The sequence below is a fragment of the Limosilactobacillus panis DSM 6035 genome (genome assembly GCF_001435935.1).
Lineage (GTDB): Bacteria > Bacillota > Bacilli > Lactobacillales > Lactobacillaceae > Limosilactobacillus > Limosilactobacillus panis.
Map to the genome: position 1 here is coordinate 1 of NZ_AZGM01000032.1, position 19,038 is coordinate 19,038.

The window sequence follows — 19,038 nt, forward strand, 5'->3', positions numbered from 1 at the left end:
AAAAAGCCAATAACCACACGCCTTTGGCGTGATTATTAGCTTTCAAGTTTCAGTTAGAATACACAAAGAGCCGTTAGCTTTCAGAAAACTCCGAATACTAACGGCTCTTTTTTGCTTACGGGTAAACTAAATTTTACCCTACTTGCTTTTCTTATTAATCTTGTCGACCCCTTCGACGAAGTCCTTTTCGACTCGCCGGAAATCTGCCGACTCAGTAATGGCATCGTCCGGAATGGCGTCCAGGTTAGCTACCACTTCGATATGTTGCTTGAGGTCGTGGAACTTCATCGGCGCATCACCACCGTATTCGCCGTCCAGGTTGATCATCAGCCGGTCATCCTTGTTCAACGGCGTCACCTCAATATCGGTTGCCTTGGCATAGACAATCCGCGGATCATTGAGGTGCTTTCCTTGCAAGGCCTTCGCCATTAACCCCAGCATGTCCGCCAGGCTACTTTTCTTGACGATAATCATCGTGAACTTACCATCATCCAAAGAGGCGTCCGGCACAATTTGCTCAAAGCCCCCAACCGAATTCGTCAGGGCCAAGAAAATCGTTGAGGCCATCCCCCGGTACTCATTACCATCGTACTTGATGGAAACATCGACTGGCTTAACCTGCGGTAATAGCTCCGCCCCCTTGGCCAGGTACGCGGCATAGCCAAATAAGGACTTCATCTGGGACGGCACGTCATAGGTCAATTCGGTCAATGTGCCCCCGGCAGCAATGTTCATGAAGTAGTTGTCGCCCGCCTTACCGATATCAATCTTGAACTTCTTGTTCTTCCGTAAGATCAGCTTGGCGGCAGCGATCGGATCATCACGCGGAATCCGCAGTGCCCGGGCGTAGTCATTGGTCGTCCCGGCCGGAATAATCGCCATTATGGGCCGCTTCTCTAAGCCGGCAATCCCATTAACGACCTCGTTCAACGTTCCGTCACCACCGGCGGCCACAATCAGGTCAAAACCCTCCTTGGCTGCCCGGGTCGCCTCGTTCTTTGCCGAATTCGGTGCTGGTGTTGTCGCAAACGCACTCGTTTCGTAACCAGCCTTTTCATAGATATCCAAAATGTCTACTAGGTCGTTGCGGAGGGCTTCACGACCAGCAGTTGGGTTATAAATAATCCGTGCCCGTTTACGCATAGTAATCCTCCTACTTAGCCTTTAGGGACTTCATCAGTAACTGGGTAACAACTTGTGGATTGGCCTTTCCCCGGGTCTGCTTCATAATCTGACCCATCAGGTAACCAACTGCCCGGTCCTTCCCGTTCTTGAAGTCTTCGATGGATTGGGCATTGTTAGCCAAAACATCGTCAACGATTGGCTGTAATTGTGCTGGGTCAGACAGTTGAACCAGACCATGTTCCTTGGCGTATGCCTGTGGTTCTTCACCGGCCAGAATCCCCTTGAAGACCTTCTTAGCCATCTTGGAAGAAATCGTCCCGTCATCAATCAACTTAACCATCCCGGCCAGGTTGGCAGGAGTCAACTTGGTGTCCGGCAGGTCAATGTGCTTGTCGTTCAAGTAGGAGTTAACGTCGTTCATTAGGTAGTTAGCAACCCGCTTTGGATCGCCGCCATCCTTAACGGCCGCCTCAAAGAAGTCTGACATTTCCTTCGTCTGGGTCAGGACCATAGCGTCGTAGTCGGAAAGTCCCAGGTCGTCAACGTAGTGCTTACGCCGTTCACCCGGCATTTCTGGCATTTCGCCTTCGATTTCCTTGATCCAGTCGTCACTGACGTTCAAGTCCGGAATATCTGGTTCTGGGAAGTAACGGTAGTCATCGGCCCCTTCCTTGGTCCGCATAGAAACCGTGGTCCCGGTTGGTTCATCGTACCGCCGGGTTTCCTGGGCAATGTGCCCACCAGACATCAATACTTGCTGGTGACGCTTTTCTTCAAAGGCCAGAGCCTTGCGGACGTAGTTGAAGGAGTTGATGTTCTTCATTTCCGTCTTGGTCCCGAACTTGTCGGAGCCGACTGGGCGGATGGAGATGTTGGTATCAACCCGCATCGACCCTTCTTCCATCTTCACGTCGGAAATCCCCGTGAACTGGATCCGTTGCCGCAGTGCTTCCAGGTAGGCCACGGCTTCATCTGGTGAAGCGATATCCGGCTTAGAAACAATTTCAATCAGGGGCGTCCCCTGCCGGTTCAGGTCCACGTAGGAGTACTTGCTGGTGTGGGTGTTCTTACCGGCATCTTCTTCGATGTGCATTTCGGCGATTCCAATTTTCTTCTTTTTGCCGTCGACTTCGATTTCAATCCAACCGTCGTGGGCAATTGGCGTATCAGACTGGGTGATCTGGTAGGCCTTCGGGTTGTCCGGATAGAAGTAGTTCTTCCGGTCAAAGTGCATGTGGTGGGCAATCTGAGCGTGAAGTGCAAGCCCGGCCATGATTCCGTCACGAACAACGCCCTTGTTCAGGGTTGGCAATACCCCCGGGTACCCCCAGTCAATGACGTTGGTGTTGGCGTTCGGTTGGTCACCAAAGTCAACCGGTGAAGGACTGTAAATCTTTGAATTCGTCTTCAATTCGACGTGGACTTCTAGTCCGATGGTAGTTTGAAAGTTCATCTTAGTTTTGCCCTCCTAACTTTGGTGCCTTCTTGTGAAAATCAGTGGTTTGTTCAAAGACGTAACCAGCGTTGTAGATGGTCTGTTCGTCAAATGGCTTCCCAATGATCTGCAGACCAACTGGCATCCCGTTCTTTTCCGAAAAGCCGGCCGGAACAGACATTGCTGGCAGGCCAGCCATGTTAACCGGCACGGTCAGGACATCGTTCATGTACATCGTCTTTGGATCATCAATTTCGGCCCCAATCTTAAAGGCGGTCGTGGCCCCGGTAGCCCCGATGATCAGGTCATAGTTCTCAAAGACCTTATAGAAGTCTTGGGCGATCAGGCGACGAACCTTAGCGGCCTTATTGAAGTAGGCATCGTAGAACCCAGCGGACAGGGAGAAGGTCCCCAGCATGATCCGCCGCTTGACTTCTTCACCGAAACCTTCCGTCCGGGACTTAACATAAACTTCATCCAGGTTCTTGGCATCCTTAGCCCGGAAACCGTAACGAATCCCATCGTACCGTTGCAGGTTCGATGAAGCTTCAGATGATGCCAAAATGTAGTAAGCTGGAACACCGTACTTAGTGCGGGGCAGACTAACCTTGTCAACCGTAGCGCCCAGTGACTCCAGGTGGTCTAAGGCTGCCTTGACAACCTTCTTAACGTCGTCGTTTAAGTCATCGTAGTATTCCTTTGGAACGGCGATCTTCAGGCCCTTAACACTCGTGTCGTCATTCAGGTGGGCAGCCCAGTCTGGTACTTCCTTCAGAGAAGACGTCATATCGTGCTTATCATTACCAGCAATCAGCGCCGTCAAGTAGGCATTGTCCTTAACGGTCCGGGTCAGCCAGCCAACCTGGTCAAAACTGGAACCAAAGGCAATGATCCCCCACCGGGAAACCCGGCCGTATGTTGGCTTCATGCCGACGACTCCGTTGAAAGAGGCAGGCATCCGAATGGAACCACCAGTATCAGTACCGAGGGCCCCGAGGACGTCGCCCGCTGCAACTGCCGCTGCAGAACCACCTGAAGAACCACCAGGAACCCGGGTCAGGTCCCATGGGTTGTGGGTGGTAAAGAAGGCTGAGTTTTCCGTGGACGAACCCATGGCAAATTCATCCAGGTTGGTCTTCCCGACGTTAATGAAGCCAGCCTGGTTTAACTTATCAACAACTGTGGCATCATAAACGGGATTGAAGTTTTCCAGGATCTTGGAAGCGGCCGTAGTCGTCAACCCCTTGGTCAGAATGTTGTCCTTAACAGCCAGTGGTACCCCACTAACGAGTTGGTCAGCCGCAATCCCGGCATCATCAATTTCTTGGGCACACTTAGTTGCGGCATCTTCGTTCAGGGTCAAGAAGGCCTTGACCTGGTCATCATTGGCCTTGATGTGGTCGAAGGTTGCCTTCGTCAGTTCACTGGCACTAATCTTCTTATTGACCAGGTCATTGTGCAGCTGACTTAAGTCGGTTTGATAGAAGTCCATTATTCGCCATCCTCACTTTCGTCAATGATTACAGGAACTCTGATGTAGCCGCCATCTTCGTCCGGAGCGTTCTTCAGCAGTGCTTCGGTCTCTTCCTTCGTGGCCTTGACAGCTTTATCTTCACGCATCACGTTAACCCGGTCGGTTGCCGAAGTCATTGGTTCAACACCATCGGTATCAACAGCAGTGAGGTCTTCAAACATGTCAATAATGCTTCCTAATTGTGTGGTAAACTTACCCAGCTCGTCCTTAGGGAATTCAAGCTTAGCAAGTTCAGCAACGTGTTCTACTTGTTGCTTAGTGATTTTACTGGCCATCATTTCTACCTCTTTTCCAAAATTTAGGTATACATACAATTAACAATTTTAGCACAGAACTCGTCGTATTTTCAGCAATTTGCGGTCGGAGTTTGCGCAAATAAAAAGAGGCGGCTGAAAACCGACCTCTTTTAGTTTAAAAGTATTAGTAAGAATCCAAAATGTGGGTGTGGAAAGTGTTAGATCCGGAATCCCGGTAAACAATCGCCTGCATCTCAGAGTCAGCCTGAATCCGGATATCAATCGGGATTCCGCTCGGCAGGTAACGCTTGGCGGCCCGGGCAATGTACTGGGTAAAGCTGGTGATTTCCGTCTGACTGTAGAACTGGGTCGTCACCGTGATGTGCATTCCTGCCAGCTGACCATTATTGTACTGGGCCTGGGCGGTGACCCCACTCAGGTTCGGGAAGAAGCTCTGAATCTGACTCTTGAAGTTCGAGAAGTTGTCATTATCCTGTGAATCGGCGCTGGTCCGGGAGTTCGTTGCTGATGCCTTCGGAAGAACAACTGTCTTGTAGTGGAGGTTCGTCCAGCTACTGATCTTGTTACCGTTGTTCCTGCTGTAGGCAAAGTAACTTCCACCAACCAGGCTATCGTCGGGCGCCTGCTTATAGAGGGCAATTACAATCGGCACGTCACCGACGCCCTTAGTGTGCCGCAGGCGGGTCAAAATCTTCTGGGCAGCAATTTCACCTTGTTGGCGCATTTCATCCTTGCTAATGTTCTTAGTGAAGGACGGACCATCCGTCTTCTTCTGGTAATTGTATTCGGAGTTGATTCCAACCCCGATAACGATTCCCTTCAGCTTCATCGACCGACCACTATCCGTCATGTAGTCCTGCTCCTCAATCTGCTGGATATATTCCGGATTCGGGTCGCTCTTCTTACCCCGGACTGGGTTAAGACCGTTCGGGTTCTTCTTCGACTTCCGGCCGAGCCAGCTCTGCAGGGTATTGGTGTTCAAGTATTGGCCTTCCTGGAAGATATAGGACTTCGGTGAAAAGACCCGCTTGGAAACCTGGGTCAAACCACTTTCAAAGCTCTTTTGGTTGTACGGATTATCGTTTTGGGCAACGTTAATTCCCCGGGCCTTACTGGTCTTGTAGCGACCATTTTGAATAACCCCTTGATAATTTCCGTTGCCAGAGCCAGTCGTACTATAGTTTTTAGACGAACTGTGCCCAAAGCCACATGAAGCAAGGACGACCGTGCTCATCAAAAGGGCCGCAGCTGTTGCTATTTTCTTAACTTTTAACTTCACGATTATTGTTCCTCCTTCATTGCTTGGGCAAAGCGGGCCTCATCCCAAACCGTGATTCCCAGGTTCTGGGCCTTCGTCAGTTTGCTTCCCGCTGCCGTCCCGGCAATGACAATATCAGTTTTCTTTGAAACGCTGCTAGTAACCTTTGCCCCATGTGCTTCTAGCCAATCCTTCGCCTGACTCCGGGTCATTTCTTCCAGCTTCCCGGTCAAAACTACCCGGCGGTCGTTCCATTCGCTTGTTGAGTTGACTGGTGTGGTGGCCCCCAGGTAAGCAAAATTAATGCCGGCATCCCGGAGTTCATCAACCAGCTTGACTACTTGGGGGTTAGCAAAGTAGGCTTCCACACTCTCACCAATGGTGGGGCCGATGCCATCAACCGCGGAAACCTCATCAGCGCTTGCTGCCATCAACTGGTCGAGGGAGCCAAAATGCTCCATGATCAGCCGGGCCGCCTTAGCACCAACATGGCGAATACCGAGACCAAATAATAAGCGTTCGACAGAATTATTACGACTATTGTCAATCGATGTCAATAGGTTAGTGGCGGATTTGTCACCAAATTTATCTAAAGTTAATAATTGGTCTCGCGTCAGGCTGTACAGGTCAGCTACGTCATGAATTAACTTCTTGTTCCAGAGCTGCTGGATAATTTTCGGTCCTAAGCCATCGATGTCCATCGCGTTCCGAGAGGCGAAGTGGGCCAACCCCTCCTTAATTTGGGCCGGACACATCGGGTTGATGCACCGCAAGGCAACCTCATCGTCTAAGTGGACCAACTTGGCGCCGCAGACTGGGCAGGTTGTCGGAATCTCGTATGGTTTACTATCAGCCGGCCGCTTTTTCAGGTCGACCCGGGAGATTTCAGGAATAATGTCGCCTGCCTTGTGGAGGTAAACGGTGTCGCCGACCCGAATCCCCTTCTCCTGGAGGTAGTCGGGATTATGGAGAGAAGCACGACTAACCGTGGTCCCCGCCAGTTGAACCGGATCCATCACCGCAGTCGGTGTAACATTACCGGTCCGCCCAACCGTCCATTCAATATCTCTGACCACCGTCGCCTGCTCCTCAGGTGGGAACTTGTAGGCAATTTCCCAGCGGGGAACCTTAACGGTATTCCCGAGGGCAATCTCAGTGTCAAGGTCATTGACCTTTTCCACGATTCCGTCAATCCCGTAGGAAAGCTGGTCCCGTTTGGCCGTGTATTCCTCAATGTAGGCGGTGATCTCCTGGCGGTTATGAACGACCCGGTTATTCGGGTTGACGTTAAAGCCGAGTTCCCGCATCCGGTCGAGGGCTGCCGCCTGGGTCTTAACGCCCAGCTTCTGATACTCAGGAACATAGTACATAAAGGTATCCAAATCCCGCTTAGCCGTCACGTGCGGGTCAAGCTGGCGAAGGCTCCCCGCCGCCGCATTCCGCGGGTTAGCAAAGATTGGTTGACCAGCCGCCTCCCGTTCTTGGTTGAGATTAACAAAAGACTTCTTCGGCATGTAGCACTCACCACGGAATTCAAGGGAAAGGGGTTCGGGCAGTTCGTGGGGAACCGACTTAATCGTCATCACGTTGGCGGTGACATCTTCACCGATGACCCCGTTTCCCCGAGTTGAACCCTGAACTAACTTGCCGTTTTCATAAACTAAGGATAAGGAAAGACCATCAATCTTTAATTCAAGGTTATACTCAGGCGCCACTTCAACGTCTTTATTATCCTGTTGCCGCTGGTTGAAGTCCATCAACTCATCAATGGAGAAGACGTCCCCCATTGACAGCATCGGGATATCATGGGTCACCTTCGTTAACTGACTTTGGGGGCCACCCCCAACCCGTTGCGTTGGCGAATCGCTCGTCTTCAGCTCCGGAAAACGCTGTTCCAGGGCTACCAAACGTTGGTAGGCCCTGTCATAGACGTAGTCCTCAACGGTTGGGTTGTCCTGTTCGTAGTACTCCTTGCCCCACTGGGTTAACTGCTTTCTCAGGGGAACAATTTCTTGTTTGGCCGCCGCCAGGGTTAGCTGGTCGACTGGTATTTGCTTATCCATTATTCTGGCCTCACTTTTAATTTACTTTTTGAATTGGTGCAAAACTTGCCAGGAGCCGCTTGACCCCCTTAGCAGGGAAGGCGATGTCCAGTTCCATATCGTTCCCGCTGCCGTTGACTTTGACGACCGTTCCTTGGCCCCATTTCTTGTGGGTAACTTTATCGCCAACTTTCCAGCTTACTTTGTCCGCACCGGTACCGGTATTCGTAATTGGCTTGACCCGTTTACCGGCATCCCGGTAATGGTGCTTTTGCGTTGACCGCTGGCGATAAGTTCCCATCGTGGCGGCCTTCTTATTGAATGGAACGTCGTCATTCATTTGACCCCCCTCTTCGTCGAGAAGCTTCGGGTCAATTTCTTCCACAAAGCGGGACGGCTTGTTCCGCTGGATCCGTCCGTACAGGAGACGGGAAACGGCGTTCGTCAAATAGAGTTTCTTCTTGGCCCGGGTAATTCCCACATAGGCCAACCGCCGTTCTTCTTCCAGCTCATTGTCTTCCATCAGGGCCCGGGAAAGGGGAAAAACTCCCTCTTCCATGCCAACCAGAAAGACGACCGGAAATTCAAGTCCCTTTGCGGCGTGGAGGGTCATTAACGTCACCGCTGGCTCCTGCTCATCAACATCGTCCTGATCAGAAACTAGGGCCAGGTCGGCTAGGAAGTTAACCAGTTTCTGCCGGTTCGGCGTGTCATCGTCTTCGTGTTGCTTATCGTATTCCTGGGTCACCGACTTAAATTCATCCAGGTTCTCCTGGCGAGTCTGGTTCTCCAGGTTATTTTCCTTTTGCAACATCTTATTATAACCCGACCGCTCCAAGATTTGGTCGGTCAGGTCAGTAATACTCAAGTACTCAACCTGCTTGTCCAAATCAGCAATTAACTGGCCAAAATCCGCCAGCTTTGTCCGCGCCCGGGAGGAAATATTATTGGCAATATCAACGTTCTGACTCGCCTCCAGCAGAGACCAGCCGTTGTCGTTGGCAAACTCCCGGAGGTGTTCAACCGTTGTCAGGCCGATGCCCCGCTTAGGTGTGTTAACGATACGGCTAAAACTCATGGAATCCTGGTGGTTGACTAACAGAGTTAGGTAGGCCAGGACGTCGCGGATTTCCTTCCGGTCATAGAACTTGTGGCCCCCCACCATCGTGTAGGGGACGCTGGACTTCATAAAGGTCTCTTCAATCATTCGCGACTGGGCGTTGGTCCGGTAGAGGATGGCAAAGTCGTTGTAGTGGTAACCGTGCTTGTCGTGCTCTTCCTTAATTTTAGCGACAATGTACTGGGCTTCGTCATGTTCGTTTTGGGCTTGGTAGTAGGTGATCTTGTCCCCCTGGCCGTTTTTGGTCCAGAGGTTCTTGTCCTTGCGCCCACTGTTGTTATTAATCACTTCGTTGGCGGCATCCAGAATGGTCTGGGTCGACCGGTAGTTCTGTTCCAGCATGACGGTGTGGGCGTTGGGATAATCATGTTCGAAGTTCAGGATGTTTTCGATATTGGCACCCCGCCAGCCGTAAATACTCTGGTCCGCATCCCCAACCACACAGATGTTTTGGTATTTGTCGGCCAGCATGTGAACCAGCTTGTACTGGGCATCGTTGGTATCCTGGTATTCGTCGACGTGAATGTAGTGAAAGCGGTCCTGGTAAAATTCCAAGGTCTCCGGATCCTTTTGGAAAAGCTCAATCGTCTTCATAATCAGGTCATCAAAGTCAAGGGCCTGGTTGGCTTCAAGCTGCTCTTGGTAAAGCTTGTAAGCCCGGGCAACCACGGAGGTGTACATGCTATGTGGGTTACGGTTATCGCTAGCCTTGGCTGCGTAGTCGTCAGGTGTCAGCAGGGCATTTTTTGCATTTGAAATCGTACTGAGGATGCTCCGCGGGTCAAACTTCTTGGGGTCAATGTTTAACTCAGCACAGACCTGCTTCATCAGCGTCCGCTGTTCACCCGTGTCCGCGATGGTAAAGGCCCGGTTATAACCAATCTTCTCGATATCCCGTCGTAAGATGCGCACACATAGGGAGTGGAAAGTAGACACCCAAATATCCTGGGCACTCTCGCCTAGAAGCTTACCGACCCGTTCCTGCATTTCTCGCGCGGCCTTATTGGTAAAGGTGATTGCCAAGATGTTCCATGGAAAAACATTCTTTTCTTCAATCAAGTAGGCCACCCGGTGGGTCAATACCCGTGTCTTCCCGGAACCAGCTCCAGCCATAACCAGCAGCGGTCCTTCCGTTGTTAAGACCGCTTCGGTTTGCTCATCGTTCATTCCATCTAGTAGTGCTTGACTATTATTCATGCCGTCCCATCCTCTCTAAAAAATCAGTCGGCTAATATTATACCAAATAATGCATTTACTTTTGACTAAAACGAACATCTGTTACGAATTTTTCCAAAAAGCAAAAGGCTGGTAAAAAGTTTTAATTTGCCTGCCGGCTCCTGTTGTATTTCCAAACATTACCCAGTAATCGCAAAAAAACGCACCCTATTGACTACCGAAACTGGCTTCAATACTAGTCAAAAGCGTGCGTTAATTTTTCAGTTTTACTTTCTAGTTAAAGTTGATCGTTGTCATCTTCTGTCGTCTGCTCATCCTGTGCAGCGAGGGGTTCTGTCCAAACTTCGGTGTCATCCACCTGTTCCTCCAGTTCGGTCAGGCTGCTACCCGTAATCCAGACGAAGCCCAGCAGACTATCATCATCCGGATTACTGAGGTTAAAGAGACGGAACTGCCAGTTGTCTTTCAGCATCCACTGACGCTGGATTGCCTCCTCCTGTGAGTACCGGGCTACCATCAAGAGAGTCGGTTGTAGGGAACGGATAACGTGGAGGGGCATCCCCGCCGTTGCCCGAACCTGCTCCTCATACTGGGTCACGTTGGCGGCACTGTCGTAAACGTTGGCAATCGAAGTCATGCCCAATTCAATATTCTTCACGTACAGCGAGCCGGTGGCCGTAACGTAAAAGTTAAGGGAGAAGACACCCCGGTATTCCAACGATGCCGCAACACTTTTCACGATTCGCTGCATCTCTGTCAACAGGTCATCATCCACTACGGCCAGCGTTTCAACAGCAATCAGCTTCCAATCCTGGGCAAACTTAAGCTTTGCCAGCGGGTAGATTTTGACGTCTTTCCCATCGGTTGCCGCCGTCATCGTGTATTCAGCAGTGTGGTCAATCCAAGATTCCAAAAGGTAGGTTCCCGTGTTGATGAAGTCACCGGCTCGGGCAATGTCCGACTGGCGGTTGATCATCATGGACTGCTCACCAATTCCCCGCTGAATTGGCTTCAATAAGGCCGGATAGCCGATGGAGTCAATTGACTGGTAAACATCATCCAGGCTAACGACCGTTACGTAGGGGGCAATGTTAATGTTAATCTGGTCCAAAAAGGCCCGTTCCATCAGACGGTCTTGGACAATTTCCAGGCCATTGATTCCCTGAGGGATTACCGCAAACTGGCTTAAAAAGTGTAAGACCCGGGAGTCAACGCTCGGCGTCTGGTAGATAATGGCGTCACAGTCCTGGCCAAACTCAGTTAGTTTGGCCTTATCATTGTAGGGCCCCACTATGGTAAAATCAGCCATCTTTGTTAATGCTGGCTGGGCGTGATCTAAGTAGACACCCACGTTAAAGCCAGCCTTCTTTGCTGCGGCAATCAGGGCCCCCACATTCCGGTTAACAGCAATTAAGCCAATCGTGCTTCCTGGATAAATAGCGTTTGTACTCATTGTCGTCCCCCTAATCCTTATCAAACTCAATCTGATTGTTGGCCAGCGACTTAATCCGGGCCAAGGATTCAACCCGGAAGCCCCGGTCCCGTAGTTCCTTGCCACCAGGCTGGAAGCTCTTTTCAATCACGATTCCAGCACCAGCAACCTTAACGCCGGCCTGGTCAGCAATTTCTAACATTCCTTCAACTGCCTGACCATTAGCCAGAAAATCATCAACCATTAAAATCTTGTCATCCGGTGAGACGTACTTCTTAGAAATCGAAATTCGGTTAGTCGTCTTCTTGGTGTACGAGTAAACATCAGCAACGTACATGTCTTTGTTCAGAGTTAAACTTTTGTGCTTCCGCGCGAAAATAACGGGAACCTTCATTGCCAACCCGGTCATTACTGCTGGGGCAATTCCAGATGATTCCACGGTCCAAATCTTCGTAATTCCTTCACCCGCAAAGCGCTTGGCAAACTCTTGACCGATGTGCAGCATCAGTTCAGGGTCAACCTGGTGATTCAAGAAGGCATCCACCTTCAAGACATTGCCCGGCAGGACCGTCCCAAACTTTTCGATCTTTTCGTTTAATTCCTGCATGGTGATTACTCCTTTGATTCTCTACTTGTCATAATTATATAACTTATAAGTCTGAATTACCGAAATGAGCTTCTTGGCGTAGTCTGGATCGGTTGCGTAGCCCGATTTCTGCAAGGCCTCAGCCGCCTCCTTATAGTTCTTCGCATTGACCACGTCTTGGTAGTTCTGCTTGTTCATGTCGGTCCCGTTTAACATCAGCTTTGTATGATCCTTAATGGAATCACTCCAACTGTCATAAACCCGGAAACGACCCTTGGTGACAATCCAACGTCCGTTAATGTACTCCTTTGTCGTCATCACCTTAGAATTGCTGGGGTCTGTCCCCTTAATTCCAAAAAGGTTATGGTACTGGGATGCCAGCTGGCTTGTCCCCCACTGGGACTCCAGAATTGCCTGGGCAATGGTTACCGAAGCACAGACATGGTAAGTATTCTGCATTGCCTGGGCCTCAGGAGCAACCTGCTTGATGAACAGACGCTTTGCCTCGCGGTCTTGATGCCCCATCTGGCGTTCAATCCGCTGTTGGTTCCAAATCCGGTAATAGTGATGTGCAGCGTAGACCCCCAGGAATAGAGCGATAATGACGAGTAGCCAAATTAACGTCTTCGTCCCTGATTTGCGCTTTTTTCCCTTTCGCCTTGCCAAAAGAAATTTTCCTCCTCTACCAATTTTAAAATATCTACTTCAGATTATATCATTATTTTAATAACCAGCCCGTATGATTTTAAAACAAAAAGAGATCGAGTAAACCTCGATCTCTGATATTGAAGCGATAATCGAATATTAACGCTTACTAAATTGAGCAGCCTTACGAGCCTTCTTCAGACCTGGCTTACGACGTTCCTTCATCCGAGGGTCACGAGTCAAAAGACCGGCCTTCTTCAAAGCGTCACGGAAGTCAGGATCAACGGTGAGCAGGGCACGGGCAATACCGTGACGAACTGCACCGGCTTGACCGGAGAATCCACCACCGTTGATGTTAGCAATAACGTCGTATTGACCGTTAGTCTTAGTAACATCAAATGGTTGGTTAACGATAGCACGTAAGTTGGCAAATGGAATGTAGTCTTCGATTGCCTTACCGTTCATAGTAATCTTACCAGAACCTGGTACTAAGCGAACACGTGCGGTAGCGTCCTTACGACGACCAGTACCTCTGTATTGTACAGTTTGAGCCAATTCCATTCCCTCCTTAGATTAAGTTTGTAATGTCCAATGCTTCAGGCTTTTGTGCTGCATGACTGTGGTCTTCGCCAGCGTAGACATGAAGCTTTAAGCCCATCTTGTGACCCAGGGAGTTGTGGGGAAGCATACCCTTGATAGCAGTTTCCAATAACTTCTCTGGTTCCTTAGCACGGAAGTCACCGGCAGTCCGGGTCTTCAAACCACCAGGGTAGTTTGAGTGACGGTAGTACATCTTCTTAGATGCCTTCTTACCAGTTAACTTAACTTGTGCAGCGTTGATAACGATGACGTTGTCACCAGTGTCAACGTGGGGAGTAAATGTTGGCTTGTTCTTACCACGCAGGATAGATGCGACGACGGTGGCCAGACGACCCATTGGGACATCCTTAGCATCGACAACGTACCACTTGCGATCAACTTCACCAGGTTTAGCGATGTATGTCGTTCTCACGATTAGTTCCTCCAATTTTGTTTTCTTTTACATATAATAGTGTACCGAGTTATTAGATGGAAAAGAAATACCAAGTGTTAGTATACCTTTTTCTCAATTGTTCGTCAATCATTTTCGCCATTCGATCCATAATCAACACTGACCAGGTACAAACCGCTGGCGGGAGCCGTCATCCGGGCCTGGGTCCGGTCCTTGGCCGCCAGTACCCGCTTGACGTCACTGACCGGGCGCTGACCGCTCCCCACTTCCAAGAGGAAGGCAACCATTATCCGAATCTGGTTATATAAGAACCCGTTCCCCGTAAACTCAAAGACAACCTCATTACGGGCAGGGTCCCGGTTAATGGTGATTTTCTCCACCGTTCTGACATTGCTCTTGGCCTGACTTCCCGAGGCAACAAAGCTGGTAAAGTCATGTTCCCCGATGAAGTCATGGGCCGCAGCCCGCATCTTGTCAATATCGACCGGGTATTTAAAGTGCGCCGTGTAGTTGCGCTTGAAGGGGTCCACGAATTCACCCTGGTCAACCCGGTAACGGTAGGTCTTGCGGTGGGCACTAAAGCGGGCGTGAAAACTGGTGTCGACCAGTTCAGCCTTTTTCACCAGGATATCCAAAGGAAGGATACTGTTGAGGGCCTTACGCATCGAATCATTGCTTAAGTGGTAAGGAATATCGAAGTGGGCCACCTGGTTAAGGGCGTGGACGCCGGCATCGGTTCGCCCTGACCCAATGACCGAAATTGGTGGGTCCGGATGCTTGGCAATCTTATTGACCGCGTTTTTTAAGACCTGCTCAACGGTCCGCTTGTGCGGCTGAATCTGAAAGCCAGAGAAGTTGGCCCCATCATAGGCAAACGTTATCTTGTAACGGTACATTTCTGCCGCTCCTTTCATAAACTGTCCTTCCCATTTTAGCTGGTCATCCCCGGAGATACAAGCATATGAAAAGGAGACCAGTTTTAAATTCCGATCTCCTCTACTAATTAAATCTTATCATCAACTTTAGAACTTAACTTGGTCGTTGCCTGCTCACCCGGCTCCGCGTCCACCACTAGCTTAGCCGAATAGGTAGCCGTCAGCTTTTGACCGTACTTAACTCCCTGGTTAGCAGCCACAAAGTTATCCGTCTTTTCACCAGCATTGTTACCATTAAGCCAGAATTCATAGTGGTAACGGGCACCATTAGCAGCAACGTATTCCGCCGACTTAACCCCATCCTTCAGTCTTTCAGCAATGGCCGTCAAGTTTGTATCACTGATGGCAGCAGCGGGATCGCCAGTAAGGAGGCTGGCTGACTGACCGTCTAGGAAGTCATCGACCGCAACCGTTCCCCCAGCTGTCAGGCCATCTCCCGGGGTGACATCGGTATTATTCCAGATCTTGCTGATCTTAATCGTTACCGGTGACTCTTTCCTGGTCACTTCAGGTGATGTATAGCCATCTAAGAAGCCCTTGAACATCATCAATGACTGCAGTGGGTGGCCGTGGTCATCAAACAGGGTAATATTATCCCATGATGAACCACCACTAGCGGGTTGGCCATCGTAGAACAACTTTGAATCGGGGTAGTAACCACGCGAGTTCATTGAGGCCCAACCGGTTCCTTCGGTTTCACCCATGTACTTGTTGAACTGCCAATTATCCCAACCAGCGCGAACCGGGATCCAGGCTGGTTCCCAGTAAAATGCGCCGAGGCCATTATCATTACTCAGAATCGTCTTGTACAGTTCGCTGATGGCATCAACCTGTCCCTGGGGGCTCACTGGGTAGTGGCCGGGGTCGTTACTGATGTTGTTGGCTGTCCCGTCCGCGTTTTGCAGGGTAAACGGCCAGCCAGTTTCGGCAACCATGTACTTCTTACCAAATTCCTTTGCCAGCTGTTCAACCTGCGCGATGATGGTCGGGTTGTTCCCCCACTTGGTTGTGTTACCCCATCCCCAGAACGGGTAGTAGGAAGTAGCAAAGATGTCGTAACTAACGTTGTGGTCTTGTAACGACTGCAAAATCAGGCGGTCGTTATCAATGTCTGGGGATTCAACGTGGATGGCAATCTTGGTATTCTGACTGTCCTCCCGGTATGCCCGCGAAGCCGCGCTCAGTAGGTTGGTCAACTTAGTGGCGTACGGGTTATCCTTCCAAACGTTAATCGAGCCACCCTCGCTGACGCCCAGCATACCCTTGGTAATTTCGTTACCGAGCTGGACCATGCCAATCTGAATTCCGGCCGCATTGAAGTCATTGATCAGTTTCTTGTTGTACAGGTACAATTCCGTGTTCAGGTTTTCGTCACTCAGGTCCCGCCAAGCCTTTGGCCGCGCCTGGGTAGCGGGGTCAGCCCAGAAGTCGGAGAACTGCAGGTCCAGGTAGGTCTTAATCCCGTACTTTTGGGCATTTTTAGCAATCTCTAGGGCAGTTCGTTCATCGTTATTTCCTCCACCATAGCTTAAACCGTCAGCATTGTAAGGGTTAACCCACAGACGGATCCGGACGTAGTTAACGCCCGCTTCGGAAAGGACCTTCATCAGGTCAGCCGGTTGACCATTGAAGTCGTAGAATTGAACCCCGTTGTTGATCAGGGCAATGTAACTTGAGACATCCACTCCCCGGATGGTCTCCTGGTTCATATTATTGATTGGTTCCACCTTGACGGTTTCGTAGCGGGCCCCAGTTTCACCACCGGTCTGGTAAGCCAGCTTAACCTCGTCAACCGACTTTTGACTTTCCGGTGTCTTATCATCGTCGACGACCGGCTTTACTGGTGCCCCCCAAGCTAGGATGGCGCTGTAGTTGACCTTTAGAGCATCACCATACTTGGCACCCTTGTTAGCAGCAAGGAAGTTGTTTAGCTTATCCTCAGCACTTTGCCCCTCTAGCCAGAAGACGTAGTGGTAGCTATCCTTACCATGGGTGTAAGTCTTGAGTCCTTCAAGGCCTTTGGTGTTGCCAGGCAGGCTCGCGAAGATGGTCTTCAGGATGTCGTCGCTAATTGTCTCCCCCTTAGGTCCCTTCAAGACGAGGCCGAGGTTGGCCAGCAGGTTGCCCAGGTCATCGGCCCCGAGGGTCTGCCCCTTCGTCAGGCCGTTTTCAACATCAACATTGACCCCATGATCCTTGAAGAGGTCCTGGACAACGGGCTGGAGGGTCGAACTGGTGGTTTCAACCGGCTGACTGGCCTGCTGGCCGTTGATCAGTAGCAAGGCAAGGGTCATGGTTTGCAGGTCCAGGCCGACACCCAGGAAGTCACCATTGACGTTTCGGTTACCAAGCTGGTTCATGAAGTTGGCTAGTGCATCGTCGAAGTTTGTCTGGTTCAGCTTAGCCGTATAGCTTTTGACCACGGTCCCGTTCAACAGTGATGTCCGGTTAAGGACTTTTTCAATAATGGCCGGATCGTTCTTCAAATCGCCCTGGGCAATCAGCTGGGCCATCTGGTGGACGGAAAAGGCGGCGTAGTTATTGTCACTGCTCTGCCAATCGTACTTAACAAGCTGGTGGTTAGCCTTCAAGTCCGCTGCCAGTTGGTTACCAGTAAAGGTCCGCAAGGTATCAAGATCGGTATCCGCCGCCCCATCATTGTTGAAGTGCAGGTCAATACCGTTTACGTTGATGGTTTGGTTACGCACAATCTGACCGTTGCCGTCAAGGTAGTAGAATTTACCGTTCGAGACAATCAGGCGGTTGGTGTAAAGGACCTTATTGTTGTACTTCTCAGACCAGGCATCGACATAGTTACCTTCACCATCATTGGCGTCACTGTACCGCAGGACAACTTGGAAACTGCCGTTATGGTCAGTAACGTTGTTAGGCAAGTCAAATGCGGTAACAAAGCCACTGTTGGCACTGTTGTACATCTGCGGATAAACTTTAGCAACGTCCGGCCGGGCAGTTGCCTGAATCTTTTGCCGGGCAACTTCCTTGCCGTTAATAAGGAGGATGACAAAGCGGTTATCTTTCGTAGTTGCCGCATCGCTGGCGAACCAGCCACCAACCGTGATCCGGTCCCCTTCAACGTTGACCGAATCAAAGTGGTATCCCGATTGGTTCAAGGTAAAGTCTGGCAACCAATAGTCAACACTATCGCTGGAGTTACCGTTACCGGTGCTGACGTCAGAATAGCGGCTCACGATTGAGTAGGTGTGCCCCATTTGCAACGGCAATTTGCCCAGGTCAACGTCAAAGCGTGCATCCCCCGCTGTCCGGGTATCGCTGCCGAACACCTTAGCCACGTCTGGTGAGGCAATGTTTTTAATCCGCTGGGACGATACCTGACGGTTAGCAGACCGGTCAAAGACAATCAGGTAGTGGTAGGGAGCGAAGATAGAAGCGTCATCGGCATGCCAGCCGGTAACGTGTAGGTCCCCACTGCTAAGGTCCCAGGAATCCAGGTTTGCCCGGTTTACCTTGGTAACCCCACTAAACCAAAAGTCGGTCCCGTTACCATTACCGGCCGGGTCAGCTGTCCACCGACTCAGGAAGACAATATTATCCTTAGCATATTGGGGAGTAAGCTTAAAGCTGACTTTAAAGCCAGCGATTCCCGCGTTGGCAATTGTTGGGAAGGCCTTGGCGACGTCTGGCCGGGCCTGGTTATCGACCACCTTTTGTCGGGTGATCTCACGGTTCAGTATCTGGTCAAAAGCAATGATGTAGTGGTACTGCTTTTGGGCCGCCTGATTGCTGGCGTGCCAACCACTGACGGTAACATTGCCGTCCTGGTCGCTACTAATGCTGTCTAAAACCGCCCGGTTCTGGTTATCGATGATGATGGGGCTGAACCAGAAGTCGGTTCGGTTCCCCTCCCCATGCAGGGGGTCACTGCTGTACCGGGAAATAACACTGATTGAGTGCCCGGCTAGTGAAGCCGCGTTGGGCAACAAGATATTGGCATTAAAGCCTGCGTAGTCACTGCCTGCCACATCAGGGTACGCGTTTTGCACGTCGTCGCGCCGCTGGGGCGTGATGGCCTGGCGGGCAATTTCCTGCTGGCTGCTGTTATCATAAACTATTACGTACCGGTAGGGTTGACTGGTACTGTGACCAGTGGCTTGCCAACCACTGACGTTTAGCTGGGTTTGGCCCTGCTGGTCAGTGGACAGCGAATAGTGATCTAGGTAACCGTTATTTGCGTTCACATCGTTGGCCGTCGTTGGTGTCGTTGCTGGCATCTGGTTCTTTACTGGCTGGTCAGTCGTTGAACTAGTCGTCGTGGTACCCGTACTCGTGCTGGTCCCCGTCGTTTGGCTAACCGGTATGGTTGTATCAGCATGACCTGTACCAGTAAGGGCAGCAGTACCGATGGTAAAGCCGGCAAAGGCAATGGCCGCGCAGCACCAGAGCTTGCCACTTTTATAAAGTTTATAACGTTTCTTATGTTCCATTTTTATTTCTCAACTTAATTTACTTTAAAAATACCTCAT

At 50.6% G+C, this 19,038-nt stretch carries 14 protein-coding genes; all 14 read right to left on the minus strand.

Annotated elements, in window-relative coordinates:
- Positions 1 to 138: 138 nt before the first annotated feature.
- Positions 139 to 1,143 carry a diacylglycerol kinase gene (locus tag FD32_RS02410; protein WP_047767410.1) on the minus strand — a complete coding sequence of 335 codons (1,005 nt, stop codon included), beginning with the start codon at positions 1,141 to 1,143 and terminating at the stop codon, positions 139 to 141.
- A 10-nt stretch (positions 1,144 to 1,153) separates the two neighbouring features.
- The gene (gene gatB, locus FD32_RS02415; RefSeq protein WP_047767408.1) at positions 1,154 to 2,578 is read right to left on the minus strand and encodes an Asp-tRNA(Asn)/Glu-tRNA(Gln) amidotransferase subunit GatB; all 1,425 of its coding nucleotides are present in this window, start codon (positions 2,576 to 2,578) and stop codon (positions 1,154 to 1,156) included.
- Position 2,579: 1 nt separating this feature from the next.
- Positions 2,580 to 4,052: an Asp-tRNA(Asn)/Glu-tRNA(Gln) amidotransferase subunit GatA gene (gene gatA, locus FD32_RS02420; RefSeq protein ID WP_047767405.1), complete on the minus strand. Its 1,473-nt coding sequence runs from the start codon at positions 4,050 to 4,052 to the stop codon at positions 2,580 to 2,582.
- The gene (gene gatC / locus FD32_RS02425; protein ID WP_047767403.1) at positions 4,052 to 4,369 is read right to left on the minus strand and encodes an Asp-tRNA(Asn)/Glu-tRNA(Gln) amidotransferase subunit GatC; all 318 of its coding nucleotides are present in this window, start codon (positions 4,367 to 4,369) and stop codon (positions 4,052 to 4,054) included. The genes gatA and gatC overlap by 1 nt, the downstream gene beginning before the upstream one ends.
- 145 nt (positions 4,370 to 4,514) lie before the next feature.
- On the minus strand, positions 4,515 to 5,630 hold the full coding sequence (locus tag FD32_RS02430) for a CamS family sex pheromone protein (protein WP_047767401.1): 1,116 nt from the start codon (positions 5,628 to 5,630) through the stop codon (positions 4,515 to 4,517).
- 2 nt (positions 5,631 to 5,632) lie between these two features.
- Positions 5,633 to 7,672: an NAD-dependent DNA ligase LigA gene (ligA, locus tag FD32_RS02435; RefSeq protein ID WP_047767399.1), complete on the minus strand. Its 2,040-nt coding sequence runs from the start codon at positions 7,670 to 7,672 to the stop codon at positions 5,633 to 5,635.
- Positions 7,673 to 7,688: 16 nt separating this feature from the next.
- On the minus strand, positions 7,689 to 9,968 hold the full coding sequence (gene pcrA, locus FD32_RS02440; protein WP_047767396.1) for a DNA helicase PcrA: 2,280 nt from the start codon (positions 9,966 to 9,968) through the stop codon (positions 7,689 to 7,691).
- A 256-nt stretch (positions 9,969 to 10,224) separates the two neighbouring features.
- A complete protein-coding gene (locus tag FD32_RS02445; RefSeq protein ID WP_047767394.1) occupies positions 10,225 to 11,400 on the minus strand; it encodes an ATP-grasp domain-containing protein in 1,176 nt (391 codons plus the stop codon).
- A gap of 10 nt (positions 11,401 to 11,410) precedes the next feature.
- On the minus strand, positions 11,411 to 11,986 hold the full coding sequence (locus FD32_RS02450) for a xanthine phosphoribosyltransferase (RefSeq protein ID WP_047767393.1): 576 nt from the start codon (positions 11,984 to 11,986) through the stop codon (positions 11,411 to 11,413).
- A 21-nt stretch (positions 11,987 to 12,007) separates the two neighbouring features.
- Positions 12,008 to 12,631 (minus strand): glycoside hydrolase family 73 protein, encoded by a 624-nt coding sequence (locus FD32_RS02455; protein ID WP_047767391.1) that lies wholly within the window; start codon positions 12,629 to 12,631, stop codon positions 12,008 to 12,010.
- Between the two features lie 138 nt (positions 12,632 to 12,769).
- The gene (rpsI, locus tag FD32_RS02460) at positions 12,770 to 13,165 is read right to left on the minus strand and encodes a 30S ribosomal protein S9 (RefSeq protein ID WP_047767415.1); all 396 of its coding nucleotides are present in this window, start codon (positions 13,163 to 13,165) and stop codon (positions 12,770 to 12,772) included.
- A gap of 13 nt (positions 13,166 to 13,178) precedes the next feature.
- Positions 13,179 to 13,622 (minus strand): 50S ribosomal protein L13, encoded by a 444-nt coding sequence (gene rplM / locus FD32_RS02465; protein ID WP_047767390.1) that lies wholly within the window; start codon positions 13,620 to 13,622, stop codon positions 13,179 to 13,181.
- A gap of 104 nt (positions 13,623 to 13,726) precedes the next feature.
- Positions 13,727 to 14,497 (minus strand): tRNA pseudouridine(38-40) synthase TruA, encoded by a 771-nt coding sequence (gene truA / locus FD32_RS02470; RefSeq protein WP_047767387.1) that lies wholly within the window; start codon positions 14,495 to 14,497, stop codon positions 13,727 to 13,729.
- Positions 14,498 to 14,604: 107 nt separating this feature from the next.
- On the minus strand, positions 14,605 to 18,999 hold the full coding sequence (locus FD32_RS02475) for a glycosyl hydrolase 53 family protein (RefSeq protein WP_053002999.1): 4,395 nt from the start codon (positions 18,997 to 18,999) through the stop codon (positions 14,605 to 14,607).
- Between the last annotated feature and the right edge of the window lie 39 nt (positions 19,000 to 19,038).

Coding starts and splice junctions, on each gene's coding strand:
- FD32_RS02475 (WP_053002999.1), bottom strand. CDS start 18,999: ATGGAACATAAGAAACGTTATAAACTTTATAAAAGTGGCAAGCTCTGG.
- ligA (WP_047767399.1), bottom strand. CDS start 7,672: ATGGATAAGCAAATACCAGTCGACCAGCTAACCCTGGCGGCGGCCAAA.
- truA (WP_047767387.1), bottom strand. CDS start 14,497: ATGTACCGTTACAAGATAACGTTTGCCTATGATGGGGCCAACTTCTCT.
- gatC (WP_047767403.1), bottom strand. CDS start 4,369: ATGGCCAGTAAAATCACTAAGCAACAAGTAGAACACGTTGCTGAACTT.
- FD32_RS02410 (WP_047767410.1), bottom strand. CDS start 1,143: ATGCGTAAACGGGCACGGATTATTTATAACCCAACTGCTGGTCGTGAA.
- FD32_RS02445 (WP_047767394.1), bottom strand. CDS start 11,400: ATGAGTACAAACGCTATTTATCCAGGAAGCACGATTGGCTTAATTGCT.
- gatA (WP_047767405.1), bottom strand. CDS start 4,052: ATGGACTTCTATCAAACCGACTTAAGTCAGCTGCACAATGACCTGGTC.
- FD32_RS02450 (WP_047767393.1), bottom strand. CDS start 11,986: ATGCAGGAATTAAACGAAAAGATCGAAAAGTTTGGGACGGTCCTGCCG.
- gatB (WP_047767408.1), bottom strand. CDS start 2,578: ATGAACTTTCAAACTACCATCGGACTAGAAGTCCACGTCGAATTGAAG.
- pcrA (WP_047767396.1), bottom strand. CDS start 9,968: ATGAATAATAGTCAAGCACTACTAGATGGAATGAACGATGAGCAAACC.